28 protein-coding genes and 1 pseudogene are annotated in these 26,677 nt (G+C 63.3%); 4 read left to right on the top strand and 25 right to left on the bottom strand.

Features of this window, described 5'->3' with window-relative positions; translation table 11 throughout:
* Window positions 1-75 precede the first annotated feature (75 nt).
* The 16 genes from OCUBac02_RS00320 to OCUBac02_RS00245 form a co-directional block, all read right to left on the bottom strand.
* On the bottom strand, window positions 76-429 hold the full coding sequence (locus OCUBac02_RS00320; RefSeq protein WP_173043015.1) for a hypothetical protein: 354 nt from the start codon (window positions 427-429) through the stop codon (window positions 76-78).
* Window positions 430-486: 57 nt separating this feature from the next.
* Entirely contained in the window at window positions 487-1,662 is a 1,176-nt protein-coding gene (locus OCUBac02_RS00315) for an MFS transporter (RefSeq protein ID WP_173043014.1), read from the bottom strand.
* Window positions 1,659-3,092, bottom strand: coding sequence for an NAD(P)-binding domain-containing protein (locus OCUBac02_RS00310; protein ID WP_465247745.1), 1,434 nt, complete (start codon window positions 3,090-3,092; stop codon window positions 1,659-1,661). Before OCUBac02_RS00310 ends, OCUBac02_RS00315 begins: the two co-directional genes overlap by 4 nt.
* 42 nt (window positions 3,093-3,134) lie before the next feature.
* The gene (locus OCUBac02_RS00305; protein WP_173043012.1) at window positions 3,135-3,452 is read right to left on the bottom strand and encodes an ArsR/SmtB family transcription factor; all 318 of its coding nucleotides are present in this window, start codon (window positions 3,450-3,452) and stop codon (window positions 3,135-3,137) included.
* Between the two features lie 59 nt (window positions 3,453-3,511).
* Complete coding sequence (gene arsB / locus OCUBac02_RS00300) at window positions 3,512-4,564, bottom strand: ACR3 family arsenite efflux transporter (protein ID WP_173043011.1); 1,053 nt, start codon at window positions 4,562-4,564, stop codon at window positions 3,512-3,514.
* A 7-nt stretch (window positions 4,565-4,571) separates the two neighbouring features.
* Entirely contained in the window at window positions 4,572-4,997 is a 426-nt protein-coding gene (arsC, locus tag OCUBac02_RS00295) for an arsenate reductase (glutaredoxin) (protein ID WP_173043010.1), read from the bottom strand.
* On the bottom strand, window positions 4,997-5,524 hold the full coding sequence (locus OCUBac02_RS00290; RefSeq protein ID WP_173043009.1) for an arsenate reductase ArsC: 528 nt from the start codon (window positions 5,522-5,524) through the stop codon (window positions 4,997-4,999). The genes arsC and OCUBac02_RS00290 overlap by 1 nt, the downstream gene beginning before the upstream one ends.
* Window positions 5,517-5,873 carry an ArsR/SmtB family transcription factor gene (locus tag OCUBac02_RS00285; protein WP_173049193.1) on the bottom strand — a complete coding sequence of 119 codons (357 nt, stop codon included), beginning with the start codon at window positions 5,871-5,873 and terminating at the stop codon, window positions 5,517-5,519. The genes OCUBac02_RS00290 and OCUBac02_RS00285 overlap by 8 nt, the downstream gene beginning before the upstream one ends.
* Window positions 5,874-6,039: 166 nt before the next feature.
* The gene (locus OCUBac02_RS00280) at window positions 6,040-6,582 is read right to left on the bottom strand and encodes a cytochrome b (protein WP_173043008.1); all 543 of its coding nucleotides are present in this window, start codon (window positions 6,580-6,582) and stop codon (window positions 6,040-6,042) included.
* 57 nt (window positions 6,583-6,639) lie between these two features.
* The gene (locus tag OCUBac02_RS00275; RefSeq protein WP_173043007.1) at window positions 6,640-9,012 is read right to left on the bottom strand and encodes a heavy metal translocating P-type ATPase; all 2,373 of its coding nucleotides are present in this window, start codon (window positions 9,010-9,012) and stop codon (window positions 6,640-6,642) included.
* Window positions 9,013-9,088: 76 nt separating this feature from the next.
* Window positions 9,089-9,352: a heavy-metal-associated domain-containing protein gene (locus tag OCUBac02_RS00270; RefSeq protein WP_173049191.1), complete on the bottom strand. Its 264-nt coding sequence runs from the start codon at window positions 9,350-9,352 to the stop codon at window positions 9,089-9,091.
* 113 nt (window positions 9,353-9,465) lie between these two features.
* On the bottom strand, window positions 9,466-10,260 hold the full coding sequence (locus OCUBac02_RS00265) for an amino acid ABC transporter ATP-binding protein (RefSeq protein WP_465247789.1): 795 nt from the start codon (window positions 10,258-10,260) through the stop codon (window positions 9,466-9,468).
* 23 nt (window positions 10,261-10,283) lie between these two features.
* Window positions 10,284-11,387 carry an amino acid ABC transporter permease gene (locus tag OCUBac02_RS00260; protein ID WP_173043006.1) on the bottom strand — a complete coding sequence of 368 codons (1,104 nt, stop codon included), beginning with the start codon at window positions 11,385-11,387 and terminating at the stop codon, window positions 10,284-10,286.
* 3 nt (window positions 11,388-11,390) lie between these two features.
* Window positions 11,391-12,506, bottom strand: a complete 1,116-nt coding sequence (locus OCUBac02_RS00255; protein ID WP_173043005.1) for an amino acid ABC transporter permease — start codon at window positions 12,504-12,506, stop codon at window positions 11,391-11,393.
* Window positions 12,507-12,571: 65 nt separating this feature from the next.
* Window positions 12,572-13,600 carry a transporter substrate-binding domain-containing protein gene (locus OCUBac02_RS00250; protein ID WP_173043004.1) on the bottom strand — a complete coding sequence of 343 codons (1,029 nt, stop codon included), beginning with the start codon at window positions 13,598-13,600 and terminating at the stop codon, window positions 12,572-12,574.
* A gap of 36 nt (window positions 13,601-13,636) precedes the next feature.
* Entirely contained in the window at window positions 13,637-14,842 is a 1,206-nt protein-coding gene (locus OCUBac02_RS00245) for a trans-sulfuration enzyme family protein (RefSeq protein ID WP_173043003.1), read from the bottom strand.
* Window positions 14,843-14,922: 80 nt separating this feature from the next.
* On the opposite strand from OCUBac02_RS00245, the gene OCUBac02_RS00240 reads away from it, so the two are divergent.
* The gene (locus OCUBac02_RS00240; RefSeq protein WP_173043002.1) at window positions 14,923-15,816 is read left to right on the top strand and encodes a LysR substrate-binding domain-containing protein; all 894 of its coding nucleotides are present in this window, start codon (window positions 14,923-14,925) and stop codon (window positions 15,814-15,816) included.
* Between the two features lie 86 nt (window positions 15,817-15,902).
* Here OCUBac02_RS00240 and OCUBac02_RS00235 read toward each other — a convergent pair whose 3' ends face one another.
* The 3 genes from OCUBac02_RS00235 to OCUBac02_RS00225 form a co-directional block, all read right to left on the bottom strand.
* A complete protein-coding gene (locus tag OCUBac02_RS00235; RefSeq protein WP_173043001.1) occupies window positions 15,903-16,100 on the bottom strand; it encodes a hypothetical protein in 198 nt (65 codons plus the stop codon).
* Window positions 16,101-16,135: 35 nt separating this feature from the next.
* Window positions 16,136-17,194, bottom strand: a complete 1,059-nt coding sequence (locus OCUBac02_RS00230) for a L,D-transpeptidase family protein (RefSeq protein WP_173043000.1) — start codon at window positions 17,192-17,194, stop codon at window positions 16,136-16,138.
* A gap of 134 nt (window positions 17,195-17,328) precedes the next feature.
* Window positions 17,329-17,964, bottom strand: a complete 636-nt coding sequence (locus OCUBac02_RS00225) for a transglutaminase-like cysteine peptidase (protein WP_244639044.1) — start codon at window positions 17,962-17,964, stop codon at window positions 17,329-17,331.
* 468 nt (window positions 17,965-18,432) lie between these two features.
* Between OCUBac02_RS00225 and OCUBac02_RS27580 the strand changes: the two are divergent.
* Window positions 18,433-18,615, top strand: a pseudogene (locus tag OCUBac02_RS27580) (TFIIB-type zinc ribbon-containing protein); the annotation flags it as partial.
* A 285-nt stretch (window positions 18,616-18,900) separates the two neighbouring features.
* Here OCUBac02_RS27580 and OCUBac02_RS00215 read toward each other — a convergent pair.
* The 6 genes from OCUBac02_RS00215 to OCUBac02_RS00190 all read right to left on the bottom strand — a co-directional run bounded on the left by OCUBac02_RS00215 (window position 18,901) and on the right by OCUBac02_RS00190 (window position 24,647).
* Window positions 18,901-19,203 carry a hypothetical protein gene (locus OCUBac02_RS00215; protein WP_173042998.1) on the bottom strand — a complete coding sequence of 101 codons (303 nt, stop codon included), beginning with the start codon at window positions 19,201-19,203 and terminating at the stop codon, window positions 18,901-18,903.
* A gap of 27 nt (window positions 19,204-19,230) precedes the next feature.
* Window positions 19,231-20,151, bottom strand: a complete 921-nt coding sequence (locus tag OCUBac02_RS00210; protein WP_173042997.1) for a cation diffusion facilitator family transporter — start codon at window positions 20,149-20,151, stop codon at window positions 19,231-19,233.
* Window positions 20,152-20,275: 124 nt separating this feature from the next.
* On the bottom strand, window positions 20,276-20,830 hold the full coding sequence (locus OCUBac02_RS00205) for a copper chaperone PCu(A)C (protein ID WP_173042996.1): 555 nt from the start codon (window positions 20,828-20,830) through the stop codon (window positions 20,276-20,278).
* Window positions 20,827-21,348, bottom strand: a complete 522-nt coding sequence (gene lspA, locus OCUBac02_RS00200; RefSeq protein ID WP_244639042.1) for a signal peptidase II — start codon at window positions 21,346-21,348, stop codon at window positions 20,827-20,829. The genes OCUBac02_RS00205 and lspA overlap by 4 nt, the downstream gene beginning before the upstream one ends.
* Window positions 21,345-21,971 carry a methyltransferase family protein gene (locus tag OCUBac02_RS00195; RefSeq protein ID WP_173042995.1) on the bottom strand — a complete coding sequence of 209 codons (627 nt, stop codon included), beginning with the start codon at window positions 21,969-21,971 and terminating at the stop codon, window positions 21,345-21,347. Before OCUBac02_RS00195 ends, lspA begins: the two co-directional genes overlap by 4 nt.
* Window positions 21,972-21,977: 6 nt before the next feature.
* Complete coding sequence (locus tag OCUBac02_RS00190) at window positions 21,978-24,647, bottom strand: heavy metal translocating P-type ATPase (RefSeq protein WP_173042994.1); 2,670 nt, start codon at window positions 24,645-24,647, stop codon at window positions 21,978-21,980.
* Window positions 24,648-24,781: 134 nt separating this feature from the next.
* Between OCUBac02_RS00190 and OCUBac02_RS00185 the strand changes: the two genes are divergently transcribed.
* Both OCUBac02_RS00185 and OCUBac02_RS00180 read left to right on the top strand, forming a co-directional pair.
* Window positions 24,782-26,200, top strand: coding sequence for an Nramp family divalent metal transporter (locus tag OCUBac02_RS00185; protein ID WP_173042993.1), 1,419 nt, complete (start codon window positions 24,782-24,784; stop codon window positions 26,198-26,200).
* Window positions 26,201-26,278: 78 nt separating this feature from the next.
* Window positions 26,279-26,662: a hypothetical protein gene (locus OCUBac02_RS00180; protein ID WP_173042992.1), complete on the top strand. Its 384-nt coding sequence runs from the start codon at window positions 26,279-26,281 to the stop codon at window positions 26,660-26,662.
* The last annotated feature ends 15 nt before the right edge of the window (window positions 26,663-26,677 follow it).

Raw genomic sequence — 26,677 nt, 5'->3', positions numbered from 1 at the left:
GTGGCGATGGCCACGGCTCACCGTCCGCCCGGAACTGCCGTGCGGACGAACCAGCGCGGTCGCGCTGGCGATGTCTCAGGTTCGTGGAGGTCGGACGGGCGGCTCGAACGGCCGCGAAACATGATCGGCCTCATCACCGCCCAGTCCGAGTTGGGCAACGATGGACCTGGCAAGCGTGACGAACGATGTGGGTTCGCTGGCGAAGCACTTGGCCAGGCAGAAGCTCAACGCGGGGCAGTTGGTCGAACAGTCCTTGGCTTTGCCTTGATCAGTCGGGCAGCACGGCATGGCGCCGTCCATCGGCATCGCCATTTCCATGATATTGGAGCGGCCAAAGCCAGCCGTCGCCGGGCTGACGAAGGCAGCCAGAACGGTGGCCGTGACGAACAGGGCCAGCACCAGACCATGGGCGATAAGCCGAAGCTTCATGAAGATGCATTGCCATGGCGGCGAAATCCGCGAAAGGCCCCTCGCTTCAAGACTTCGTCATCTTCGATCATGGGCACTCCACAGGCAGGCCCCGAGCAGGACATTGGTGAGGGCCAGCAGCATGAGGGCCACATACGTCCAGTTCGAACCCGCCCTTTCGATAAGAAGGGCCCCAATCGTAGGTGCCAACGCTTGGGCAATGAGGCTAGGCCTCGCGAGCTTTCCGACGAGGGGTGCGTACCGCTGCGGCCCGAACTGAGCGAGGGGCAGCGTTCCCTTCGCGATTGAGAAGACGCCGTTCCCTGCGCCGTAGAGGATCAGCGCCAAGGTGATCGGTCCAGCCCCGAATGCCAGCATCGCAAGCCCCAAGGCGATCAGCCCGAGGGCCGCGCTCATCGTCCAGATCGGGTGGTGGCGGGCTCCACCTGCCATTTCGACGATCCGGCCGCCCACCTGTGCGGGGCCGACAAGCGCTCCGAGCGTAACGGCCGCAGCCAAGCCGATCCCTTGAGCCTGAAGCAGCGTCAGCAGATGGACACCAACGATCGCGGTGATGGCCCCGCCGATGATCATGATCCCGGACAGAAGCTGGAACGCGCCGCGCTCCGATGGCAGCAGGTCGACCGACAGGCCACCACCTCCGGCCTTCGCCTTAGGAAGCTCCGGCGGAACCTTCGGGAGTGTCATCAGGATGATCGGGAGGGAAACCACGAGCTGGATGGCGGCGTAAGCGAAGCAGGTTCCACGCCATCCGAGATGAGCGACGAGGTAGGCTGACAAAGGCCAGCACACGGTGCTGGCGAAGCCGCCCCATAGGGTCAGCATCGTGATCGCCGACCGCGCGGTGCCGCCGTAAAGACGACCAAGCGTCGAGAACGCTGCATCGTACAGACCTGCCGCCATCCCCGCGCCGAGAATGATCCACCCGAGCACGAAGACCGGCAGGTTCGGGGCCAAGCCCAGAGTGCATTGTCCCGCGGCCAGAAGGATCGCCGCCGCAGCCAGGACTGGTCGCCCGCCTGTCTCGCCGATGGCACGGCCGACATAGGGCGCGACGGCCCCAGCGGTGAGCAGGCCGATCGAAAGTGCGCCGACGATCCACGACAACGGCCACCCGGTATCGGCGGCGATGGGCGCGGCAAGAACGGCCGGAAGATAATAGGAGGAGCCCCAGGCGAGGATCTGCACCACGCCCAGGGCTGAGATGACGGTCAGCCGATCACGATCGATCATGCAGCCTTGCCGCAGCAGGAGGACGTGGTCTGCGCGGGCTCGGGTGCCTTGGCGGGACCACAGCCGCATCCGGGCTTGCCGTCTGCCTTCGCTGCGGCGTCATCGGCGCAACAGGCGTCCACTTCGGCCGGTGCGGGACCTCCGCAGCATGCTCCGGCCCCCGCCGGAGCTGCGGTGCATACGCCCGTTTCCGGCAAGACGAGTCTGACATTGTCGGCCTCGGCCAGATCGCCGGCGATCGCCGCCACGACCGACCGAACCTGCTCGAAGCCCGTCATCATCAGGAAGGTGGGCGCGCGCCCGTAACTCTTGATCCCGACGGTGTAGAACCCGGGCTCGGGATGCGAGAGTTCGCGATGCCCGTGCGGCGGAACGGATCCGCAGGAATGGAGGTTCGGGTCGATCATGGGTCCGAGCGCCCGTGCGCTTTCGAGCCAGGGGTCGAACTCGACCCGCAGCTCCCGGGTCAGCGAAAGATCGGGTCGCTGTCCCGTGCAGGCCACGATGCTGTCGATCGGTCCGATGGTTCGGCCGACACCGCCGACCTCGCCGTGTACGACGATGCCTGCTCCTTCCTGGCGAAGACCCGTGATGGCGAAGCCGGAGACCAATTCGATGCCGCCTTCCGCGACCAGGCGGCGCAGGCGCTGCCCGAGATCTCCCCTGGCGGCGAGCTGGTCGTTCGAACCACCACCGTAGACACGAGATAGATCCCGGCCGCGCGTGGCCCAGATCGCCTTGGTCGCGCCGTCCCGAGCCGAGAGTTCATCGAGATCGAGAAGCACGTTCGCGGCGGAATGTCCGGCGCCAACCACCAGCGTCGTCCGGCCGACATAGTCGGCGCGGGCACGGCCGAGGACGTCGGGGATACCGTAGGCGATCCGATCGGCCAATGTTTCCTCGCCGTCCGCACGCACGCCGCTGGCACTCACCGGGTTCGGAGTCGTCCATGTTCCGGAAGCGTCGATCACCGCGCGGGCCTGGACGCGGCTTACCGCGCCGTCGCGAGCGGCTACGGTCAGTTGGAACGGACGCAGCTCGCGGTCCCTGCTCACCACCTTGTCGATGCCATGCCGGCTGATCGCGGCGACGCGGACCCCGTATTCGATGACGGAGGCCAGATCTTGCGTTGCCGCCAACGGTGTCAGGTACGTTTCGACGAGCTCGTTCCCGGTCGGATAGCTTCCGGCTTCGGGCTCCTGCCAACCGGCCGCCTTAAGCAGGGTCCGGCTGGCCGGGTCGACATTGAACTCCCACGGCGAGAACAGTCGTACGTGACCCCAGTCCCGGATGTTGGCGCCGACCGCGTCGCCTGCCTCGAGCACCTTCACCGGGATACCTCGCGTGACGAGGTTCGCTGCGGCCGCGAGTCCGATCGGTCCGGCCCCGATGACGACGACGGGAAGCTCCTTCATCTGGATATCCTCCATTCCTGCTAGAAACATGGAATTAAGTGGCAAATGAAAAGCCACTCAGGCGGCTTTCCCGGAAGCCTCCGAGCAGCCTTCCTCGATGCAGCATTCGTCGGCGAGGAAGCCGAGAAGTGCATCCATGGCAGGGTAGACCGCGCGGCAGATCAGGGTAGTGGCCTGTCGCTCCTGCGTGACGAGACCGTTCCGGATCAACCTCTGAAGGTGGTGGGACAGGGTCGAAGCCGGGATCCCCAGACGCTCCTGCACCTGATTGACCGGGAGGCCGCCGTGACCCGCGCGAACCAAGGTTCGATAGAGCTGGAGGCGCGTCGGGTTACCGAGCGCTTCGAGCTGCTTTGCTGCTTCTTCGACGTTCATGGAAATAAGTAGGCATGAGTGGGATCGCTCCGTCAAGCTCTATTTCCATGAACGTCGAATTACTCGGCTGCCTGAACCTTTCGCACGCTGTCGCCGCGCTCGTACCAACCCTTCGATCGATTCACGATCCAGACGACGGTGAGCATGACGGGCACCTCGATCAGGACCCCCACCACGGTCGCGAGCGCCGCTCCTGAGTTGAAACCGAACAGGCTGATCGCGGCGGCGACGGCGAGTTCGAAGAAGTTCGAGGCCCCAATCAAGGCGGACGGCCCCGCGACGCAATGCTGCTCGCCGGCGATCCGGTTCAGGAGGTAGGCCAACCCGGCATTCAAGTAGACCTGGATCAGAATCGGCACCGCCAGCAACGCGATCACCATCGGCTGGGCGAGAATCTGCTCGCCCTGGAAGCCGAAGAGCAGGACGAGCGTTGCGAGCAGCGCGACCAGGGAAACCGGTCCGAGGCGGCCGAGCAGCCGATCAAGCGCGGCCTGCCCGCCCTTCGCCAGAAGGCGGCCGCGGACAAGCTGCGCGACAATCACGGGGATGACGATGTACAGGACGACCGAAAGGACCAGCGTTCCCCACGGCACGGTGATCGCCGACAGGCCGAGCAGCAGGCCGACGATCGGTGCAAAGGCTACGACCATGATCGCGTCGTTGAGCGCGACCTGGCTGAGCGTGAAGTGCGGCTCGCCCCTCGTCAGATTCGACCAGACGAAGACCATCGCCGTACAGGGCGCTGCCGCCAGAATGATGAGACCGGCGATGTAGCTGTTGACCTGGTCGGCCGGGAGCCATGACCGGAACAGCCAGGCGATGAAGAACCAGCCGAGCGCAGCCATCGAGAACGGCTTCACCGCCCAGTTGATGAAGAGGGTGACGCCGATTCCGCGCCAGTGCCTGCCGACCTGCCCGAGCGCCGCGAAGTCGATCTTCAGCAGCATTGGAATGACCATCAGCCAGATCAGGACCGCAACGGGAAGGTTGACCTTGGCGATTTCGGCCGAGCCGATGGCCTGGAAGACACCCGGCATGACATGGCCGAGGGCGATCCCGACGACAATGCACAGCGCAACCCACACCGTGAGGTAGCGTTCGAAGGTGGACATGAGGACCTCAGGCGAGAGCGGCGGGGCGACGGGAGGCATCGACGACCAGTTCGCCGTCCTCCTTTCGGAATTCCCCGAGTTGCGGCGGCAACAGAGACAGAACGGCCTCGGGCGGCCGACACAGCTTCACGCCCTTGGGGGAAACGACCAACGGACGATTCATCAGGATGGGATGGGCGTCGATCGCGTCGAGCAGAGCCTCGTCGGAAAGGCTTGGATCGCCGAGGCCGAGTTCGGCGAACGGCGTGCCCGTCTCGCGGAGGATTTCACGGACGGTCAGCCCGGCCCGGTCGAGAAGCTGTTTCAGCAGCGCCCGCGTAGGCGGCGTCTTCAGGTACTCGATGACATGCGGCTCGACGCCAGCGTTGCGGATCAGACCGAGTGTGTTCCGCGACGTCCCGCAGGCAGGGTTGTGGTAGATGATGACGTCCATCACGCCACCTCCGGGCGACGGCCGCTCGCGCCTTCGAGACTGCTGATCCGCCGGACCTGCTGCGCCAACGCCATCTGGTCCAGGCTGGCCATTGGAAGGGATAGGAGAACACTGATCCGATTCCGGAGATAGCGGAGCGCCGTCACGAAGGCCCGCTCGCGTTCGATTTCGCCGCCCTGAACGTTGGAGGGGTCTTCGATGCCCCAATGCGCCGTGATCGGCTGCCCGGGCCAATGCGGGCAGGCCTCTCCGGCAGCTTGGTCGCAGACGGTGATCACGAGGTCCATGACGGGCGCGCCAGGTTCAGCGAAGACATCCCAGGTCTTCGACGACAGGCCCTCGGTCGGGATGCCTTCGGCTTCCAAGACCTTGAGCGCCATCGGCTTCGGCCCAGGGCCACCCTCGCTGCCTGCGGAGAAGGCCCGGAAGCGCCCTTCCCCGAGATGATTCAGCAAGGCCTCGGCCATGATCGACCGGGCTGAGTTGTGGGTGCAGAGGAACAGCACGTTGTGGACGCGATCAGGCATCGGTCGTGACCTTCGGTGGGCAGCAGGGAGTAAGCTCGGCCAGGAGCGGCGCGCAGATCGCCGGGCGGCCGCCGCAGCAATCCTTGAGGAGGAAGGCGATGGCCGATCGAAGCGCGTCGAGATCGGCTCGGTAGACGATCGAGCGGCTGAAGCGCTCCGAACGAACGAGCCCCGCCCGGCTGAGAATGCTCAGGTGTGACGACATGGTGTTGTGGGGAACTTCGAGACGACGGGCGACCTCACCGGCAGGCAACCCCCCCGGCTCCGCGCTCACCAGCAAGCGGAAGACGTCCAGACGGGTGCTTTGCGCCAGCGCCGCAAGGGCGAGAATGGTCTGCTCTGAATCCATATGTCGGGACATATCGACATATTGCAACATGCGCAAGTGGCGAGTTTATCGGATCGCCGTAAGCAAGATGAAGATAATGCCGCCGCCGCTCAACGTGTCTGTGCGATTGATTAAGCGACGGAATTTGTAAAAGAGCGGGGACTGCGGCTCTTTTGCAGAAGCCGATTCAAATCGCTCTTTCGTGATTGTGAGAATGGCTCTTCAACATGCGGCGCAGGATGTCATCGCGCCGATGGAAATGATGCCACAGCGCCCCGGCGACATGGACCAGCGCGAGCACCAACAGCGTCCAGCTGAGCAACCGGTGCAGCGGCGCAGCGCGGAAGCTGAGATACATCGCAACGGTGCCCGTGAACGGCAAGAGCAGCAAGAGGCCATACAAGGCGACATGAACCCCTGTCGCAGTCCATCGTTCGAGCGGCGATAAACCTTCGAGCGACGGGCGGCCATGGATGTAGCGCAGCGCGATCAGCACCAGCGCCAGTCCCGTGATCAGCCAGCCCGTCCAGGCATGGACCTGGTGCAAAAGCAGATCGAACGGGTTGGGCCTGGTGAAGCCATGCGCCAGATGGGTGCGTTGGATCGCCCAGGATGTCGGAACCTGGGCGATGCACAACACCGGCACGCTCCAGTGGATCCAACGCTGATAAGCACCAAACGATTTCCCCGAGCTGACCTTCGGAAGAAGAACGCTGTGCAACAAACTCACGATGCAGACCCGTTAATCGAATGGCATTGGCTGGGTTGGGCGCCGGGGACCGAACACCTATTGGAGAGCCACGGACCTTAGGCGCAGCGCATTGGCGATGACGCTGACCGAGGATAAGGCCATCGCCGCCGCCGCGATGATCGGGGATAGCAGCAGCCCAAAGATTGGATAGAGCACGCCGGCCGCAACCGGCACACCCGCCGCGTTGTAGATGAAGGCGAAGAACAGGTTCTGGCGTATGTTGCTCATCGTCGCCCGGCTGAGCTGAAGCGCACGCACGATGCCCTCGAGGTCGCCCTTGAGCAGAGTGACGCCTGCACTTTCGATCGCCACGTCGGTACCTGTGCCCATGGCGATGCCGACATCTGCCGCTGCCAGCGCAGGGGCATCGTTCACGCCGTCGCCGGCCATGGCAACGACGCGGCCCTGCGAACGAAACTTGCTTACGACCGCGCTCTTGTCCTCGGGCAGGACCTCGGCCTCCACCTCGCCGATGCCGAGCCGGCGCGCCACCGCCTGTGCCGTCGTCTTGTTGTCGCCGGTCAGCATCACCACCCGAATGCCGGCGGCCTTGAGAGATTGAATTGCCGTCGGGGTGGTCTGCTTGACCGGGTCGGCGATCGTCAGCAATCCGGCGACGCTGCCATCGATCGCGACAAAGATCACCGTACCGCCCTCGGCGCGCAACGCCTCCGCCTCAGTCGCCTGCGCGGCCGTGTCTATGCCGGCTTCGCTCATGATCCGGTGGCTGCCAATTACCAGCGCGTGGCGCTCGACCGTTCCGGTCACGCCCTTGCCGACCGGACTGTCGAAGTCCTGCGCCTCGGCCAGAGCAAGGCCGCGTTCCTTCGCGGCATCGACGATCGCGGCGGCGAGCGGATGCTCGCTCGCCCGCTCCAGCGAGGCGGCTAGCCGCAGCAGCTCGCTTTCCGCGATTGCCCCGACCGGCTTCAGTCCGGTCAGCCGCGGCTTGCCTTCGGTTAGCGTGCCGGTCTTGTCGACGACGAGGGTATCGACCTTCTCGAAGCGCTCCAGCGCCTCGGCATTTTTGATCAGGACGCCGAGATGCGCACCGCGCCCGACCCCGACCATGATCGACATCGGCGTCGCCAGGCCGAGGGCGCAGGGGCAGGCGATGATCAGCACGGCGACGGCGGCAACGAGTCCATGCGCGAAGCGCGGCTCCGGCCCGAATGCCATCCAGGCGCCGAAAGCGACGATGGCAATGACGATGACGAGCGGAACGAACCATCCGGAGACCTGGTCCGCGAGCCTCTGAATCGGCGCCCGGGAGCGTTGAGCCTCGGCTACCATGTTGACGATCCGCGAAAGCATGGTGTCGCTGCCGACCTTGCCAGCCCGCATGATGAAGCCACCGGTCGTGTTCAGCGTGCCGCCGATCACCGCCGCACCGACCTCCTTGGTGACCGGCATCGATTCACCCGTGACCATGGATTCGTCAATCGAACTGCGTCCTTCGAGCAGCTCCCCGTCGACCGGGACGGTTTCACCGGGCCGAACCCTCAAACGATCGCCGACATGAACCGCCTCGAGGCCGATGTCTTCGTCCTCACCATTGTCCCGCACACGCCGAGCAGTCTTCGGCACCAGGTCGAGCAAGGCCCGGATGGCGCCACCGGTCTGCTCGCGGGCCCGCAATTCAAGAACCTGGCCGAGCAGCACGAGGACGGTGATCACGGCCGCCGCTTCGAAATAGACTGCGACCGCGCCTTCCGCGGAACGTAGCGTTTCTGGGAAAAGGCTCGGGGCCACGGTGGCGACGACGCTGTAGACCCAGGCGACGCCGGTACCCATCGCGATCAGCGTGAACATGTTCAGGCTGCGGTTGACGAGAGAGGTCCAGGCCCGCTCGAAGAACGGCCAGCCGGCCCAGAGAACGACGGGGGTCGCCAGGATCAGCTGCAACCAGTTCGAGCTCTTTTGGCTGAGCAGCATATGTAGGTCGACGAGATGCCCGCCCATCTCCAGTGCGACAACCGGCAGAGCGAGCACGAGACCCACCCAAAACCGACGTGTCATGTCGACGAGCTCGGCGCTGGGCCCCTCCTGAACCGTGGCGATCTCCGGTTCGAGTGCCATGCCGCAGATCGGGCAATTGCCCGGCCCGGGCTGGCGGATCTGGGGATGCATCGGGCAGGTGTAGATCGTGCCTTCGCGCGCCGGCTTTGCTGTCGCAGCTGCCTCGCTCCCGGTATAGGCCGTCGGGTCGGCCTCGAACTTGTTGTGGCATCCGGCTGAGCAAAAGAAATAGCTCTGCCCCGCATGCGCGGCGCGATGCTTGGCCGTGGCCGGATCGACGGTCATGCCGCAGACCGGGTCCTTCACACTCTCCCCGACGCCATGAGAATGGCCGTGGTGGTGGGAGTGATCATCGTGTTGATGACCGGCGTGACGCTGATGATCTGCCATGGCTCGCCGCCTCGCTCCTTGCCCTTTACCCTGCCAATGCATGAGCGGCCGGCGGGTTCATGCCGGCCGCTCGCTATCAGCTTACGCGGTCTGGGCTGGGCGTGTATCCAGCGCCCGTCACGATCGATTTGATCGCAGAAAAGTCCGCCGCTCCGACGACGCTGACGAGCTTCGAAGCCGGATCGGCAGTGACTGCGGATCCGGGCAACTGGCCCTCGATTGCCTTCTTGATCGTGCCGGCGCAATGGCCGCAAGTCATGTCCTCGACGCGAAAGCTGATCGCGTCTTTGGGGGCGCTTGTCGAATTGGCGGTACCCGAATGTTGTTGGCAGGAGCACATAGCTGCAATGTCCCATAGTGACGGTTGCAGCAATCTGCGCCTTCCCATTGTGGGAAGGTCAAGCAGCTTTCGCTCGTTCTCTACCGGTCAAGCGCTCCGGCCAACCAGCCGTCTCAGTGCAGGATCTGGCTGAGGAAGAGCTTGGTGCGCTCGTGCTGCGGGTTCTTGAAGAACTCGTTGGGGGTGTTCATCTCGACGATCTGGCCGGCGTCCATGAAGATGACGCGGTCGGCGACCTGGCGGGCGAAGCCCATCTCGTGCGTGACGCAGAGCATGGTCATGCCCTCCTCGGCCAGCGAGACCATGGTGTCGAGCACCTCCTTGACCATCTCGGGGTCGAGCGCCGAGGTCGGCTCGTCGAACAGCATGATCTTCGGGCTCATGCAGAGCGAGCGGGCGATGGCGACGCGCTGCTGCTGACCGCCCGAGAGCTGGCCCGGATATTTGGCCGCCTGCTCGGGGATCTTGACGCGCTTGAGATAGTGCATCGCGATCTCCTCGGCGTCCTTCTTGGGCATCTTCTTCACCCAAATCGGCGCCAGCGTCAGGTTCTCCAGGATCGTCAGATGCGGGAACAGGTTGAAGTGCTGGAAGACCATGCCGACGTCGCGGCGGATCTCGTCGATCTTCTTGAGATCGTTGGTGAGCTCCGTGCCGTCGACGATGATCTGGCCCTTCTGGTGCTCTTCCAGCCGGTTGATGCAGCGGATCATCGTCGACTTGCCCGAGCCCGACGGGCCGCAGATGACGAGCTTCTCGCCGCGGGAGACCTTGAGATTGATGTCGCGCAGCACGTGGAACTCGCCATACCACTTGTTGACACCGACCATCTCCACCGCCGTCGCGGTCTTCAGCGAGGTCGGCTTCAGCGCCACCGGGCGGGTGTCTGAGGTCTTGGTTTCGGCCATTGCCGTGGTCATGGAGGCGTCTCCTAGCGAGCAACGGGGCCGCGCCGCTCCAGGAAGTCGGCGAAACGGGCAAACGAGAAGGACAGCGCGAAGAAGATCGCGCCGATGAAGAGGAAGGTTTCGGCGGCCGGCGACGGCCAGGCCGGATCGGCCAGCGCCGCCTTGCCGGAGCTGATCAGGTCGAACAGCCCGACCACGAGCACGAGGCTGGTGTTCTTGATCATCACGATGATCGTGTTGGCCAAAGCCGGGATCACCACCCTGATCGCCTGCGGCAGGATGACGAGATATTGCGTGCGCCAGAATGGCAGGCCGAGCGCCGCGGCCGCCTCGTACTGGCCCTTCGGGATCGCCTGCAGCCCGCCACGGATGACTTCGGCGAGATAGGCCGCCGCGAAGATCGTCAGCGCGACAAGGGCCCGAACGAACTTGTCGGGCAGCAGCGCCTCCGGCAGGAAGAGCGGCAGCATGATCGAGGCGACGAAGAGGATCGAGAGCAGAGGCAGCCCGCGGACCGACTCGATCCCGACGACCGCGGCGATCCGGACGGCCGGCATCGTCGAGCGGCGGCCGAGTGCGAGCAGTATCCCGACCGGGAAAGCGATCCCGATCGCGACGACGGTGAGGATCAGCGTCACCGGCAGGCCGCCCCAAGCCGAGGTCGGCACCTCTTCGAAGCCGAGACCGCCACCCATCAGCCAGACGATCAGCGCCAGCGCCGCGATCCAGAGACCGAGCAGACGCGGCGTCCAGCTTGCCGGCCGGACCGACCAGCCAAGCAAGGCCAGGATCAGCAGGCAGACCAGGGCCGGCCGCCAGCGCTCGTCAACGGGGTAGATGCCGAACAGCAGCTGGCCCGATTTGGCGTAGATGAAGCTCCAGCAGGCTCCGGACGCGGCGCGGCAAGCGGCCGGGTCGGGGTTGAAGAGGACGGCGTCGAGCACCAGCCAGCGCAGCATCGGCGGCACGGCAACAGTGAGCATCGCGCCGAAAGCCAGCGTCAGGGCGGCATTCAAGCGCGACCCGAACAGGAGCCCGGCGGTCCTGTGCAGGGAGGCCAGGAGCGGTGCGGGCCAGGCCTGCGTCGGCACCGGAGCCTCGGAGAGAGGGAGCGAAATCGTCTTCACGGGTCAGCGTTCCACGATCGCGATGCGGCGGTTGTACCAATTGGCCGCGCTCGACAGGGTCAGGTTCAGGGCGAGGTAGACGCCCAGGATGATGAAGACGCCTTCGATCGAATGGCTGGACTTGCTGATGATGGTGTTCATCACGGCGAGGAAGTCCGGATAGCCGACCGCGATCGCCAACGTCGAATTCTTGACGACGTTGATGTACTGGCTGTTGAGCGGCGGCACGATCACCCGCAGCATTTGCGGGATCACGATCAGCCGCAGGATCTGCGCGCGGGATAGTCCGACCGAGCGACCGGCATCCAATTGCCCGGATCCGACTGATAGCACGCCGCCACGCACGATCTCGGCGATGAAGCCGGTTGTGTAGATCGTCAGGCCGATCAGGATCGTGCTGAGTTCTGGGGTCAGCTCCAGCCCGCCTCGGAAATTGGAACCGGCAAACACCGGCCAATCAATCGAGAAGCCGACATCAGCCATCCAAAGACCGAACAAAATCACGGCAGCCGCAGCCCAGCTGAGGGCGGAGCGAAATTTGCGCAGGCCACCTGCGAGCCGAGCAGCGAGGACGAGCAGGCCGGCAACGAGGATCAGGGCCACGCCCGCTGTTGCCATGCTGATGTGAAGGCTCGGGACCATGACGCCCCGCATCGAGGCGAAAACGCCGGGAACCGGGTTGAGCGCCTGCCCGACCGGCGGCAGGACCTTCCACCACAGCGAATAGAGGAAGATCAGCAGGACGATCGGCGGCGAGTTCCGCGCGATCTCGACCCAGACCCTGCATGTGCCGGCGGCGAGCGGATTGCTGCTCAGCCGGGTGACGCCGACGATCAGGCCCAGCACCGACGAGAAGACGATGACGAGCGCGGAAATGAAGACCGTGTTGGCGAGGCCGACGACGATGGCCCAGTAATACGGATCGCGCGATTTGTAGGAGAGGATCGCCTCGGAGATCACGATCCGGGACGGCATTGTCAGGAAGTCGAACCCGATCGGAATGCCGCGTGTCTGCAGATTCGTGAAGGTCGTGGTGACGAGCAGGCTCGCGGCGCCAATGACGGCCGCTACCAACAGGCATTGAATGACGATCGATCTCGTCCTGGCATCGCTGAGCATGCCGCTCTCCCCTTTCCGATTGGTCATCGAATGGGGGAGCGTTCGTCACACTCCCCCAGTAGCGCCTAATCCCAGGGGTATGGGTAATTCAGGCCGCCATCCTTCCAGAGCGCGTTCAGACCGCGATCAACCTTGAGGGGACTGCTCTTCCCGAGATTGTTGTCCCAGATCTCGGCGTAGTTCCCCATCTGCTTGACGACGTTGTAGACCCATTTGTCGTCGAGCCCGAGCGGCTTACCGAAGCCCGGCTCCTGGCCAAGCACCCGCTTGATCTCACTCGATCCGGATTTCAGCTTCTCGTCGATGTTCTTGGCGGTGATGCCGTGGAGCTCGGCCCAGAGCAGGGCATTGATTGTCCAGCGCGTGATGTCGAAGAGCTGATCGTCCCCGCGCCCGACCGCAACGCCGTTGGGCTCGGCGGCGTGTCCGACCTTGATGATGTCGAAGTCATCCGGGTTCTTGGCCACCGAGGCGCGTTGACCGGCGGCGGCCGTGCCATCGGTCACATAGGTGTCGCAGCGGCCGCCGAAGAAGGCGTCGCGCGCTTGGATCGTCGAGTCGAAGTAGACCTTCTTCATCGTGATCCCGTATTCTTCCTCGGTCTCTTCGATCGCCTTCTCGGTCAGGCTGCCGCCGCCTTGCAGGCACACCGTCTTGCCGGCGAGTTGCTTGGGATCGGTGATCTTGTCGGCCTTGCGCACGAGCAGGCCGTCGGTGTCGTAAAGCGTGATCCAGACGAAGCGCACCACCGTGTCGCGCGAGAGGGTGATGGTCGAGGTGCGCGAGAGCACGTCGATCTCGCCCGTCTGCAGCGCCGGGAAGCGCTGGCCGGCGTTGAGCGGGACGAAGCGGATCTTGTCCTTGTCGCCAAGGATCGCCGCCGCGAAGGTCCGGCAGATGTCGGAATCGAAGCCGCGATAATAGCCGTTCTCGTCGGGGCGTGAGAGGCCCGGCACGCCCTGGCTCGCACCGCAGCTCACATAACCGCGCTGCTTTATTTTGTTCACGACGCTCTGCGCGCCGGCATCGCCGACGCTCGCCGTCAGACCGGCGGCGGCGAGCGCCGCGCCGAGGAGCATTGTCAATCTTGTCATGGCTATCTTCGTTCCCCTGTTTGCAGTTCTTTTCAGTCATTCGGCCGCCGTTCGGCCCATCGACGCCGTTGCGAGTTCGGCAAACGGGAGGAAGGCCTGCTCCAAATCGCCGATCAGGTCGTCGAGCGCCTCCAACCCGATCGACAACCGCCAGACCGGCCCTGATGGCAGCCAGTCCAAGCTGGTCCGGCCCTTCCGCGGATCGTTGACCGCGATCAGCGAATGGACGCCGCCCCAGCTCGCACCGAGCTTGAACAGGCGCATCCTCTGGAGAACTTCGCGCTGCAGCGGCCCGAGCTCGGGTCTCAGCACAACCGAGAACACTGCAGCCGCCCCCGTAAAATCTCGCTTCCACACCGCATGCCCGGGGTGGTCCGACATGGCCGGGTGCAGGATCCGGACGACCTCCGGTCGCTGCGATAGCCAGGTCACGATTTCGGCTGCGCTCGCGGCGGCGTGACGCATGCGGACTGGCATGGTCATCAGGCCGCGCTCGCACAATGCACAATCTTCCGGTGAGACGCCGTAGCCCAGGAAGCGCGCGGTATCCTTCAGGCGCCGGAAGAGAGCTTCGTCGCGCACGGCTATCGAGCCCATCAGTAGGTCGCCATGACCGCCGGCATGCTTCGACAGCGCTTGCATGGCGATGTCGACGCCATGGGCCAGCGGCTTGAACAGCAGATGGGAAGCCCAGGTGTTGTCGGCTGCGACCAATGCGCCAGCCTTATGGGCAGTCGCCACGATCGCAGGCACATCCTGGACCTCGAACGTCGCAGATCCCGGCGACTCAACCCACACCAGCCGCGTCTGTTCGTCGAGCAGCTCCGCGATTCCGGCATCGAGCCGCGGATCATAGGATTGCGCCGTGATGCCAAGCGGCCCGAGGAAGCGCAGGATCATGTCCCGCGCCGGGCCATACAGCGTCTCCGGCATCAGGACCCGGTCACCGCTTTTGCAGACGCCCATGGTCGCCAGCGTCAGCGCCGCCATGCCAGATGGAACGACGAGCGCCCTCAATGCCCCTTCGAGCTGGGCGATATGGTCCTCGAGGAGCCGGCTCGTCGGCGTCCCGTAAAGCCCATAGCTAAAGCCGTCATAGACTCGCTCGGCACGGGTCTCGAACGCTTCGAGGTCGTCGAAGACAATCGTCGAGGCGCGCTCTACTGGCATTGCAACCGCCTGGAACGGCTGCTGCGAACGCGCGGGCGGATGGATGTGGGAGGTGTCGTCGGAATTCGTCATGGGCCGACGCTAGCTCGCCCAACATATTGCCATCTATGACCATTTCGATAGACTCGATCCGATTTTGATATGGTTTGCCGATGAATCTGCGCGACATCGACGTCTTCCACGCAATCATGACCAGCGGCGGAGCCGGAGCCGCAGCTGCCTTGCTGGATACGTCCCAGCCGGCGATCAGCCGCTCGCTCGCCAAGCTTGAGGCCGAGCTCGGCTTCAGCCTCTTCGACCGGATTCGAGGCCGACTGGTGCCGACCCGGGAAGCCCTGCTCTTCCACGCCGAGGTAAAGGCCAATTTGGTTGGCCTCGATCGCCTCAAGCTGCGGGCCGCCCAGATCAAGGAGGTCGGCGCCGGGACCATCCGCGTCGCGAGCCTCTCGGCGCTCGGACATGGCCTGGTCCCCCGAGCCATCACCGCGTTCTCGCGCAAGCACCCGCAGGTGCGGATCAGCTATCAGGTCCGCACCTCCAACGTCGTGCGCGACCTGGTGGCGTCCGGCAGCTTCGATATCGGCCTCGCGGCGGACGAGATCGACACCAACGGTGTCCTGCACAGCGTATTCACCACGCCGCGTGCCGTCTGCGTCATGCCGCAAGGACATCCGCTGGCGGGGCGGGACGTGATCACGCCAACCGATCTGAACGACGAGGGTTTCCTCGCGCTCGCGCCGGAGGATACGGCGCGGCTCGCCATGGACAGGATCTTCGCGGAACATGGTGTCCAGCCGCGGATCCTGGTTGAAACGCCCTATGGCGTAACCATCGCAATTCTGGCGGCGCAAGGGCTAGGACTTGGCCTTGTCAATCCCTTCATCATTGCCGACAAGATGATCCAGGGCATCACGGTTCGGCCGTTTGAGCCGGCAGTTCACTTTCGTGCGCTCCTGCTTAGACCGCCCGACGGCGTGAACTCTGGCCTCGTCTCGGAATTTATTTCTGAACTCTATGCAATCCGAAACGCATTCGGGGCCGATTAGGTCGACCCCCATCTCGTCGACGCGATAGTCGCACTCGCCGCGAAAAGCTCACCGCGAGAGCGCATTGAGAGCCCGCGTCGCCAAATCTAGCCAAGCCTGTTCTGCGAATTGGCCGGCATGCCATTCTCCAGAACAGCTCCCTTCATTTCTCGGGTGACATGGCGAAAACTCAACGCGAAAGCAAAAGCGATGAACATCAGCAGCAATAGCAGCACGAGACGATTTCGCCTGCGGACGGACGGATCGATCGCGACTGCCTGAGGACGTTGTTGTGGAGCTGGCATTTTGGGATCTCGGTGGGACTGGAAGCGATGGCTGATTAGCGAGTACCGATAGAACCGGTCGCAGAGGGCTCCGAAAGACTGCCGCCGTTGAATGGGTCCCTGAGAGCCGCTTCGGGCTGGCTAATCTCGACCCGTCCCGCGACCAGCGGCTGCATCCGCTCCGGCCCCATGTCCTTGAGCATCTTGCGGAAGCTCGAATGCATGCCGCCATCGAGATAGGCATAGCTCATGGCAGGTGCGCCACTCGCCACGAGCTCGGCCAGGCGTGATTTCTCACGGTCGAGGCGTTGGGAGACGAGCGGCTTGACGTCCGGGGCCAGTTCGTAAGGGGGGCAGCTTGCGCCAGGTTCGAATGGGCCAGCCCCATCATTCGGGTTGAAAACATAGCGCCGGCCGCAGAAGGCGAGGCTGGGCGGCTGGCGGGTGGCCTCGAAGTGGTCGTAACCTTCCTTGAGATTCTGCCAAAAGGCGAAATTCGGATCGGTACGATGGCGTGCCATGTTTTCGGCCGTCATACGAAAAGGCAGTGCCTGAACCTGGAAACTGCGCTGACCACCGGCAAAAGCCTCGCGAGCCAATCCAAATATCTCGGTCACCCCATCGTCGGTCATTGCGAAGCAGCCGGCCGAGGTGCAAGCCCCATGGACCATGAGCGCTGAGCCAGTGTAGCCCAGCGATCGTTCCAAGGCATTCGGATAACCGAGATCGAAGGAAAGGTAGTACTGCGAGCGCGGATTCATCAAATTCGCGGTCACGGCATAGAAGCCCTCGGGAGCCTGACGGTCGCCCTCGCGCTTCTTCGGTCCAAGCTTACCGGACCAGCGGCACATTGGATATGTCTTCAACAGGGCGTAGCGGCCACTTCGGTCGCGTTTCCAGACTTCGAGTTCGCTCTCCTGCTTGAAAATCCGGATCAGGATCGGGTCAGCCTGATTCATGCCCTTCGCGGACATCTCGGTAACGAGGCGCGCCGGAAGAGGCTGCAGATGGCGATTGTCCCCGCCTTCACCGACGACACAGCCGGACAGAAGTCCCATGGCCAATGCCGATACCAGCACGAAGCGAGATATGATCGATCGATGAAGGCAATGCATGCCGCGAACTCTGAAACCCGTTGGCTAATGAAAGCTGAAGAAGGCGATCGCCGCCTTCATACAACCTCTAGCCACATGAGGTTCAAGAGCCCGCCTTCAATGCCATCGGAAGCAGTATGGGCCTAGCTTCAAACTCACCGCTTCGAGGCTGCAGTAGCCGTCAACACCTCTGGCCGACCAACGACCCGGCCGAGGAACCGCCAGACATTCTGATCCTCTGCAGACTGGCGTCGGATGAACGTCAGACCCGAGCGTGACCAGGGCAGCACGTCATCGGTCTGATTGTCCAAAATGAATTCGCCGCGGTCGGTCACAACGGTCAAAACAGCGTGACCTCCTCCTTCCTTGTCGATCACGACAGTCGCGAGTAGCGCCGACATTGGCCATCCTCTGCGGATAAGATCGCGACGCTTCTCCAGGACATAGTCCTCGCAGTCGCCCTTGCCTGTCGTCGCATAGGTCCAGTTCTCGACGACGCCATATTGCTCCTGATCCGTCACCGGCGCGATCGCTTGATTGAACTGGAGGTTCACCGCCAAGAGTTCGCGCCAGCTACGTTCGTCCAATCGCTTGATGCTCTCCGCCGAGCGCGGAATGCGACAGTCGGTTGCATTGTCCCGACAGAACTGGGTCCATCCAATCGGTGCCTGAGAGCTTTCGCCAGCATGGAGATGCGCCAAACTGGTTCCGCTTGAAGCATTCGCGAATTTGGGAAGCCACGCCGCAGCGACGATCAAGCAAACAGAAAAGCTGAATTTCACCATCGACATGAGGCTCTCCTTACAGAGAACGCTCGTATCCGATGCGACTTGAATTCAGGAAAAATCCGAGTGCTGAATTACTGCAGTTTGATTCATCATCCGTTTATGGAAATCTCCACGTTGATAACCATAAACGGACCAACTATGCAGCCCTCGGGCGAACGATACAGGAGGCGTGCATGACGTCGAACGCAACGCGAAAATCACGAAACCGCGCGGTCGCGGCCGCGCTCATCACCTTGGCGGTGGTCTTTTACGCCGTCAGTCTGGTCCGAATGAACCAGACTGAAGATCGGCGCCATCGCGAGGATCCCAAGGCGCATTCGGCCGGCTCGCTTTAACCAACCCGTACGAGCGCGGATGTGAGGGGAACAGTGTGACGTTTTGCCCCTTCTTGCGGGATTGAACCTCAAGCGACTGGAGGTCCGATAGTCCCTGGTGGCGCCAGTTCCGGCGTCGATGATAGGGAACGAGGCAATGTCAGAGCCATCCCAGTCGGCACCCAAGCGAATGCTTTGCCCGACATGTCAGGTCAATCTCGTGATGAGCGAGCGGCAGGGCATCGAGATCGACTATTGCCCGCAATGCCGCGGTGTCTGGCTTGATCGCGGCGAGCTCGACAAGATTATCGAGCGGAGCGCGCGGGAATACACTCCGCCGCCGCAACCGGTACCGGATAACGTCGGAAGCCCAGGCGCATCTTTCCTTGCCCAACCTGGTAGCGGCCCATGGGGAGCCCTTTCTGGCGCGCCAACTCCTCCGCCATCCCATCCCGCTGGACAAAACTATCCGACAGGATACGGATCCGGCCACGGTGGATACGACGACCACGGCAGCGGTCATGGCGGACACGGCGGCGGCGGCTCACATGGCGGCCATGGTCGGCGCGGATTTCTCGGCCGGATATTCGACTGACCGGATAATCGTCTCGCTTCTGACGGTGTATCAAATGCCGGGCCGTGCGAGTTTTCGCACGGCCTCAAACGCGTTGGAGCATTGCGGTGCCAGCTTGGCGAGCATTGCTTCGGGCCCGACACCACCGGCCCAGTATTGCCAGAGCTGATCCAGGAGCCAGACCGGGTCTTGAACGGCCCGCCCTGCAAGTTGCGGGGCGGCGTTGGTCACACATTGCGTGACGTTTTGCGCGGCAGCCTGCGAGACACCCGCTGCCGTCAGCTTCCGCGTGATCGCGTCTTGCAGGGGGCTCAGCAGAAAAGTCGAGATCAGCAGCGCCAAGATCGATTGCAACGGCTACACTCCGCACTCTTTTTGGGTTCAAATTCGGCTGTCATGACCAGGTGCCTCGCGGTGCGCGCGGCTTTCGATCTGGATCGTCGTGTGCTGCAGGCCGAACTCACTGCCGAGCATCAGGCTGGCCGACGACAGGATCTCATCGGCTCGCTTCGTGTCCTCGGCGACCAGATGTCCACTCATGGCATCGAGGCCGGATGTCAGGGTCCAGACATGCAGATCGTGAACCTCAATCACGCCGGGTATCGACCGCAGTCGCTCCTCGAGGAGAGCGACATTCACTTCCGGGGGCGTCCCTTCCAGCAGGATGTGGATGGCCTGCCGCAGCAAGCCCCAGGTCCGAGGGACAATGAACAGGCCGATGCCCGCGCCAATGATCGGATCAATAAGGTTCCAACCCGTCACCATGACGACAGCGGCCGCAACGATAACGGCCAGAGAACCGAGCATATCGCTCAGCACCTCGAAATAGGCGCCCTTGACGTTGAGGCTTTCCGAGGAGCCGCCGGCGAGCAGCTTCATACTGATCAGATTGACGACAAGCCCGACCACGGCAACAGCGAGCATCGGTCCGCCGATGATCTGCGGCGGATTCCGGAAGCGCTCATAGGCCTCGAACAGGATGTAGACCGTAAGCAGAAGCAGCACGACCGCATTCAGCGTTGCGGAAAGCACCTCCGCGCGCACATAGCCGAAGGTTTTTTGCGGCGTCGCGGGACGCTCGGCGAAACGGATCGCGGTCAATGCCAGGGCAAGACCGCCGGCATCGGTCAGCATATGGGCCGCATCAGCGAGAAGCGCGAGACTTCCTGTCAGGAGGCCGCCGATCACTTCGGCTGCCATGAAGGCTGTCGTTAGGCCCAGAGCCAGAGCCAGACGCCGCTTGTGCCGGCCGGCCGCGGTTCCGGCAACTTGCGACCCGCCATGAGAATGTCCCGCGCCCATCCCGATCCCCAATATCCAAAACCAAGAACGATGAAGCTGCCGACCTAACGATCTTCGGTGGACTACGTTCTCTCTGTCGACGATTCACACCTGCATCCGAGTCAATTGTCGCGGTGCGGATGGATCAAGAATGATCGTCATGAGCAGGCTGACCGAAGTTTTCGACACGGACATCGGCTGTCACGCGCCCCGCACGAGCAAAGACGAACGAAACCGGGATCGTGCCGCCGGGTTCGATCTTCTGCTTCAACCCAACCAGTCTGATCTGGCGTTGATCGGGTTTCAGGCCCGTCTTGGTTTCGGGCGCCAGCACAATCTCGTCAATCTCGGTGTTCCGCGCTCTTGTGGCGCGATTGGCCACATTCTCAAACACTGCACTGGCCGCCACGGGCGTCTCGACAGCGATGAGCCGATCGATTGCCTTGCCGGTATTCTCGATGGTCACGTAGACCGGCAGCTCATCTCCGACGAGCGCCATCCCCCGCGTCCAGGGGTGGATGACCGATACGCCATTTGCCCGTGCTGCCGGTTCGATATGCGAGAGCCCTAGCAGCAAGAACGGACCGATGCCGATCAAGGCCAGGCCAACGGTTCGAGCGATGGCTTTGCCTGTGGGTGTTTCAACCCGCTCGGCATGCCCCAGGGCGCTGACGAACTGACGGATGGCAGCGCGGATCATTTCGCATGACCTTCCGCGCTCGATTTCGCGCGAACTCGATTTGACGCAGATAGCGACAGACTCGCCATCAAGATCAGCAAAACACCGCTGCTGATGGCGATGTCTGCCCCATTAAAGGTCGGCCAATGCCAATCGCCCCAGTGCAAATCGAGGAAATCCGTCACCGCGCCTTGGCGCCAGCGGTCCTGGGCGTTGCCCAGCGCGCCACCCGCAATCAAGGCCAGGCCGATCCGCTCGAAACGCGAGTGGCTCCGAACCGCCCAGACGAGCAAACCCACCGCCACCATGAGCTTGAAGGCGGCCAGGCCTGAGGGCCAAGCATCGAGCCAGTCGCTGCCAAAGCCAAAGCTGACACCGTAGTTGAAGCCCAGCCGCAGATTGAAGAATGGGGTCAACTCGATGATGCGCGGCGGCGTCATCACCTTTGTCAGAATCAGCCATTTGGTGAGCTGATCCAACGCTGCGGCGGCCGTCGCCCAGAACAGCACCTGGCCCAGACGTTTCGTTGTCGTCATCATCGGCCAGACTCCGATCGTGAAGAATAGGTACCAAGCCATCGCCGAACGCGGGCGCAATAGACCCGGTATGGCTCACCCAGGCTTTGAAGCAGGACCCGCTCCTCGATGCGGACCTGCAGCGTGATGGCCAAAAGGAGAGCAAGGGTGAGGATCGCCTGGATCAGGCTGGGCAAAACGAGGAATAGACCCAGAAAAAGCATCGCCTGTCCGAGAAAAACCGGATTGCGCGAGATGGCGAAGGGACCGCTATCGACAATGACACCGACCTCGCCTTCCGCCGCACCGATCCGCCATGAGTTCCCCATGTGGCGCTGCGCGATGATGGCAAGGCAAAAGCCGATAACGACCAGCATATGGCCAACGACATCGAACCACGTACCGCTGAGCCAGCTGGTCAATGGGTCGAGCCTGAACGGATTTCCGAGTGTCCCGAGCAATGGCCAGACGACTGCGCCGGCGAATGCGAGCTTGAACAACAGAGCTGGCACAGCCTGCGACTGCGCGCCCTTGCCGAACAGCCAGACCGATCGGTCTGATTTCCGCGCGAGCGTCGCAGAGAGCGCCAGCAAGCCGACGACGTAGGCAACGCCCATCAGATAACTGGCGATCTCCATGCCCGACATGGCGGATCAGGCCACGCGGCTCGCATTGAAGCGTAGAAGCCGAAGAGCATTGGCCGTCACGATCACCGTCGCGCCCGTATCCGCGAGAATTGCGACCCACAGTCCCGTGTAGCCGAGCACGCTGGTCACCAGAAAGACCGCTTTGAGCCCGAGCGCGATCGCGATATTGGTCCGGATATTCCCCATCGTCGCCCGCGCCAGGCGGATCATCGCTGGAACGTCACGCACCCGGCTTTTCAGGATCGCGCCGTCCGCGGTTTCAAGAGCGACATCGGTGCCCGAACCCATGGCGACGCCGAGGCTCGCAGCCGCGAGAGCAGGCGCGTCGTTGATTCCGTCGCCGACCATCATTACCGGCGTCTTGGCCGACAGCTCCCGGATCGCCGCGACCTTATCGTCTGGCATCAGCTCGGCTTTCGCTTCCATGCCGAGAGACGCAGCGATGGCATTGCCGGTCCGGGCGTTGTCACCAGTCAGCATGAGCGAACGAATTCCGAGTTCCTTGAGCTCTGCCACCGCCGCAGCGGCGTCGTCACGTGGCTCATCGCGTAACGCGATCAGTCCTGCGAGTGCTCCGTCGGCAATAACGGCCGCAACCGTCTTGCCGTCGCCTTCGAGGCTTTCGACTCTAGCTTTGGCTGTCTCGTCGAAGGCGGCACGGGAAACGGCGTGGCGCGGCGCCCCAACGAAGATGGAGACACCGTCAAGCGCACCCGTAACACCCTGGCCGGCGATCGCAGCTACGTCCTCAGCGGGACGAACGTTGATCGCATGCGCCTTTGCACGCTCAAGAATAGCCAGGGCCAGCGGGTGGCTCGACCCGGTCTCAACCGAGGCGGCCAATTCCACGACCCTGCGCTCTTCCTCGCCAATCGCGACGACTCCGGTCACCCGCGGAGTGCCGGCGGTCAAGGTACCCGTTTTGTCGAAGGCAACCACGCCCGTCTTGGCGGCGGCTTCGATGACGACGCCGCCTTTGAGCAGAAGCCCCTGCCGTGCCCCCGTGGACAGCGATGCGGCGATCGAGGCCGGCACTGAAATCACCAGCGCACAAGGGCACCCGATCAGCAGCAGCGCCAGCGCCCGATAGATCCACATGCCCCAATCGGCACCGAAGGCAAGCGGTGGCACGAGCGCGACCAGAACGGCGAGCCCGACGATGATGGGCATATAGACGCGGGAGAACCGGTCGATGAAGCGCTCCGTCGGCGCGCGTGCCTCCTGCGCCTCTTCCACGAGCCTGATGATACGGGCGATGGTATTGTCTTCAGCCGCCTTTGTGACGCGTACGCGCAGCGCCGCCTCGCGATTGACCGACCCCGCGAACACAGGTTCGCCGATACCCTTGGTCTTCGGCACCGATTCGCCGGTCACGGGGCTTTCGTCGATCCCGGAGACACCGTTGACGATCTCGCCATCGGCGGGAATGCGATCGCCCGGTCGGACGAGAACCGTCTGACCGATCGCAAGCGTCGCAGCATCGACCTGCCGCGTCCCACCATTCTCCTCGACAATTGCCGTCTTCGGCACCAGTTCGCCGAGCGCCCGGATCGAGTTGCGCGCCCGATCGGCTGCGACCCCCTCCAGGACCTCGCCGACGGCGAAGAGGAAGACGACGAGTGCAGCCTCCTCCGCCGCACCAATCAGCAACGCGCCTGTCGCTGCGATCGTCATCAACATCTCGATCGTGAAGGGCATTCCGGCCGCGACTGCTGCAAACGCGCGGCGCGCCACCGGAAGCAGGCCGATCACGCAGGCCGCGAAGAACAGCCAGTACGACGCATCGTGCCAGACGAGGCTCGCTCCCCAGGCTCCTGCCAGCAAGGCACCCGTCAGAAGGACCAAGCGGCCCTTGTTGGTCTGATACCAGGACATGCCCGCTGGCGTGACCTCGTGAACGTGGCCGGCCGCGCCATGCCCGTGATCGTGCCTCTCAGTCTGCCCTTTCTGATCGGCAAGGGCGGTCCCAGCGCGATCGTGTTGATGGGCGCCATGTGCATGGCCATGGCCCTTGCCGTGATCATGCGCGTGCTCATGTTTGTGGTCGTGCCCGCAGCAGGCCTGGCTCTGCGCCGGCAGGGAAGAGGTATCGGCTATCCTGGCCACCGAATAGCCAAGTCCCGCAACCCGCTTCTCGATCGCCTCGGCCTTCGTCTTCGTCTCGTCCAGCGTCAGTCTCAAGGTCTCAGACATCAGCGATAGATTGAGGCCGGTGACGCCCGGCATGTTCTCCACGGCGCCACGCACCTTGGCGACACAGCTCGCGCAATCCATGCCGCCGATCTTCCATGCGAGGGCATGGATCGATGTCGTATCGGCTGCAGGCGCCGTCTCCGCGGGGCGATGATCGTGATGATCATGCTGACGGTCGTGATCGTGGCCGCAGCCGCAATTTGCCGCCGCTTTACCTGCTTCCGCTTTCTCGCCTGGTGCGTTGGTCGCCATCGGGGAGGCCCCGAAACCGAGGCTCTTCACGCGCTTCTCGACCGTCTCGCGCGACGTGCGGGATTCATCGAGCGTCAGCTTCAGCGTCTCCGACATCAGCGAGAGGCTTACATCAGCAACCCCTGGCATCTTCTCGACGGCGCCACGCACCTTGGCCACGCAACTCGCGCAGTCCATGCCGCTGATCTTCCAGCTCAGCGGCTGACGCTTGCTCTCGCTGTTTGCGGCCATGAGTGCCTCCTACTGCTGCGGACAGAGAGAGCTCTCTGTACGACCTCTAGTGACTTCAGGTTCAAGCGAAATGTGAATCGATCTCGAAGAATTGCAGCACGGCCTGTTGGCGCGGTCGGGCGGTGTGGTGAGGCATGGCTTGTGAAATCCCCATCCTTGACACAAAGTGCCTTCATGCTATTGCAACTGAATTGCATTTACTTGGGGCGGTCGTTGTGAGTGGTTCAGAGATCACCGAATCCGGCTGGCGCAGGAAGCGCGGCGAGCCCTCAATGCTCGATGTGTTTCGCTCGATCACCGTCCATTCCGGCGCAACGCCCTGGCGCCGCTTTCTCGCCTTCCTCGGCCCGGGATATCTCGTCGCGGTTGGCTATATGGATCCCGGCAATTGGGCGACCTCGCTGGCGGGAGGGGCGCAGTTCGGCTACGCGCTGCTCGTCGTCGCGCTGATCTCCAACATCATGGCGATCATCCTGCAGTCTCTTTGCGCGCGGCTGGCCGTCTCGACCGGGCGCGACCTCGCCCAGGCTTGTCGTGATGCCTTTCCCCGCTCCGTTTCATGGCCGCTCTGGGCACTGGCGGAACTGGCGATCTGCGCCACCGATCTCGCCGAAGTGATCGGCACTGCTATAGCGCTCAACCTGCTGTTCGGCTTGCCGCTGGAAATCGGGGTCCTCGTCACGGCGCTCGACGTCTTCGTCATCCTGTGGTTGCAAACCAAGGGCTTTCGCTGGGTCGAAGCCTTCATCATCACGCTTCTCGGTGTCATCGCGATCAGCTTTGGCGTTCAAATCGGCCTTGCCGATCCAAACTGGGGCGAGGTGATCCGCGGTTTCGCGCCAACGACGGAGATCGTGAGCAACCCGCAGATGCTCTATCTTTCGCTCGGCATCATCGGCGCAACCGTAATGCCGCATAACCTCTATCTGCATTCTGGAATTGTGCAGACGCGCGCCTATGGCGAGAGCCTGCCGGAAAAGCGCGATGCATTGAAATGGGCTACGCTCGATTCGACGATTGCGCTGATGTTCGCGCTCACCATCAACGCCTCGATTCTGATCCTGGCGGCAGCCACCTTCCATAAGGGAGGTCAAACTGAAGTCGCCGAGTTGGGGCGCGCTCACGAACTGCTGGCACCGCTTCTTGGCGCGTCGATTGCTCCAGCTCTCTTTGCGATCGCCCTGCTGTGCTGCGGGCTGAACTCGACCGTGACGGCGACGATGGCCGGGCAGATCGTCATGGAGGGCTTTCTCGACATTAAGCTGCCAGCCTGGATGCGGCGGCTGGTGACACGGCTGGTGGCGATCGTTCCCGCGATCCTGGTTACCTGGCTCTACGGATCGGGCGAGACAGCGAAGCTTCTTATCCTGAGCCAGGTGATCCTTGGCCTTCAACTGCCATTCGCGATCGTCCCGCTCATCATGTTCACGGCCTCGAGAGCCAAGATGGGCGAACTGGTCGCCCCACGTTGGCTGACAATCGTCGCCAGTCTGGTCGCGGCCATCATTATCGTGCTCAATATCAAACTGCTGATCGACCTCGCGATCGGATGATCGCTGCTTATGGTCGCATTGCAGGAATGACGATCCATCGCTAGCCGAGGTATCGTGAGACGAAGAGCGATCCAGCACGTGACGCGAAGCCTGCTAGCGGTGGCGCTCGCCTATGCGCTGCTGCTGCAAGGCTCGCTCCTGCCAACGCAGGCAAGCGCCCGGCTCGCCATGGCGAGCGAGCTGCCCGCCGGCGTCCTGACGCTGTGCTCCGGCGAGCAGGTTCTCGGTGACGACACGCAGGACCCGCCCGCGCATCATCTTTCCGCGCAATCGTCCTGCTGCGCCTGGACGCTCTCCGTCGGACTCGACCCCTTCGCACCCCCTACCACCCCGGCGACAGGCGTCGTCTACCGAACCGAACGCTCGGCACGACTTGTCGGGGCCTTTGAGAAACTGCGCGAGCCTCCTTTCCGGGCGGTGACCGCACAGGGCTCACGCGCCCCGCCCCTCCTCGCTGCGTGATCCGCGCCGGCCCTG

Origin of the sequence: Bosea sp. ANAM02 (assembly GCF_011764485.1) — a bacterium.
GTDB lineage: Bacteria > Pseudomonadota > Alphaproteobacteria > Rhizobiales > Beijerinckiaceae > Allobosea.
The sequence above is the reverse complement of the archived record's forward strand: the minus strand, read 5'-3'. Positions and strand labels throughout refer to the sequence as shown.

What these genes read in the sequence shown, in the direction of transcription:
- OCUBac02_RS00320 (WP_173043015.1), bottom strand. Translation starts at nt 429, where the DNA reads ATGAAGCTTCGGCTTATCGCCCATGGTCTGGTGCTGGCCCTGTTCGTC.
- OCUBac02_RS00315 (WP_173043014.1), bottom strand. Translation starts at nt 1,662, where the DNA reads ATGATCGATCGTGATCGGCTGACCGTCATCTCAGCCCTGGGCGTGGTG.
- OCUBac02_RS00310 (WP_465247745.1), bottom strand. Translation starts at nt 3,092, where the DNA reads ATGGAGGATATCCAGATGAAGGAGCTTCCCGTCGTCGTCATCGGGGCC.
- OCUBac02_RS00305 (WP_173043012.1), bottom strand. Translation starts at nt 3,452, where the DNA reads ATGAACGTCGAAGAAGCAGCAAAGCAGCTCGAAGCGCTCGGTAACCCG.
- arsB (WP_173043011.1), bottom strand. Translation starts at nt 4,564, where the DNA reads ATGTCCACCTTCGAACGCTACCTCACGGTGTGGGTTGCGCTGTGCATT.
- arsC (WP_173043010.1), bottom strand. Translation starts at nt 4,997, where the DNA reads ATGGACGTCATCATCTACCACAACCCTGCCTGCGGGACGTCGCGGAAC.
- OCUBac02_RS00290 (WP_173043009.1), bottom strand. Translation starts at nt 5,524, where the DNA reads ATGCCTGATCGCGTCCACAACGTGCTGTTCCTCTGCACCCACAACTCA.
- OCUBac02_RS00285 (WP_173049193.1), bottom strand. Translation starts at nt 5,873, where the DNA reads ATGGATTCAGAGCAGACCATTCTCGCCCTTGCGGCGCTGGCGCAAAGC.
- OCUBac02_RS00275 (WP_173043007.1), bottom strand. Translation starts at nt 9,012, where the DNA reads ATGGCAGATCATCAGCGTCACGCCGGTCATCAACACGATGATCACTCC.
- OCUBac02_RS00270 (WP_173049191.1), bottom strand. Translation starts at nt 9,352, where the DNA reads ATGTGCTCCTGCCAACAACATTCGGGTACCGCCAATTCGACAAGCGCC.
- OCUBac02_RS00265 (WP_465247789.1), bottom strand. Translation starts at nt 10,260, where the DNA reads ATGGCCGAAACCAAGACCTCAGACACCCGCCCGGTGGCGCTGAAGCCG.
- OCUBac02_RS00255 (WP_173043005.1), bottom strand. Translation starts at nt 12,506, where the DNA reads ATGCTCAGCGATGCCAGGACGAGATCGATCGTCATTCAATGCCTGTTG.
- OCUBac02_RS00250 (WP_173043004.1), bottom strand. Translation starts at nt 13,600, where the DNA reads ATGACAAGATTGACAATGCTCCTCGGCGCGGCGCTCGCCGCCGCCGGT.
- OCUBac02_RS00245 (WP_173043003.1), bottom strand. Translation starts at nt 14,842, where the DNA reads ATGACGAATTCCGACGACACCTCCCACATCCATCCGCCCGCGCGTTCG.
- OCUBac02_RS00240 (WP_173043002.1), top strand. Translation starts at nt 14,923, where the DNA reads ATGAATCTGCGCGACATCGACGTCTTCCACGCAATCATGACCAGCGGC.
- OCUBac02_RS00235 (WP_173043001.1), bottom strand. Translation starts at nt 16,100, where the DNA reads ATGCCAGCTCCACAACAACGTCCTCAGGCAGTCGCGATCGATCCGTCC.
- OCUBac02_RS00230 (WP_173043000.1), bottom strand. Translation starts at nt 17,194, where the DNA reads ATGCATTGCCTTCATCGATCGATCATATCTCGCTTCGTGCTGGTATCG.
- OCUBac02_RS00225 (WP_244639044.1), bottom strand. Translation starts at nt 17,964, where the DNA reads ATGTCGATGGTGAAATTCAGCTTTTCTGTTTGCTTGATCGTCGCTGCG.
- OCUBac02_RS00210 (WP_173042997.1), bottom strand. Translation starts at nt 20,151, where the DNA reads ATGGGCGCGGGACATTCTCATGGCGGGTCGCAAGTTGCCGGAACCGCG.
- OCUBac02_RS00205 (WP_173042996.1), bottom strand. Translation starts at nt 20,830, where the DNA reads ATGATCCGCGCTGCCATCCGTCAGTTCGTCAGCGCCCTGGGGCATGCC.
- lspA (WP_244639042.1), bottom strand. Translation starts at nt 21,348, where the DNA reads ATGATGACGACAACGAAACGTCTGGGCCAGGTGCTGTTCTGGGCGACG.
- OCUBac02_RS00195 (WP_173042995.1), bottom strand. Translation starts at nt 21,971, where the DNA reads ATGTCGGGCATGGAGATCGCCAGTTATCTGATGGGCGTTGCCTACGTC.
- OCUBac02_RS00190 (WP_173042994.1), bottom strand. Translation starts at nt 24,647, where the DNA reads ATGGCCGCAAACAGCGAGAGCAAGCGTCAGCCGCTGAGCTGGAAGATC.
- OCUBac02_RS00185 (WP_173042993.1), top strand. Translation starts at nt 24,782, where the DNA reads ATGGCTTGTGAAATCCCCATCCTTGACACAAAGTGCCTTCATGCTATT.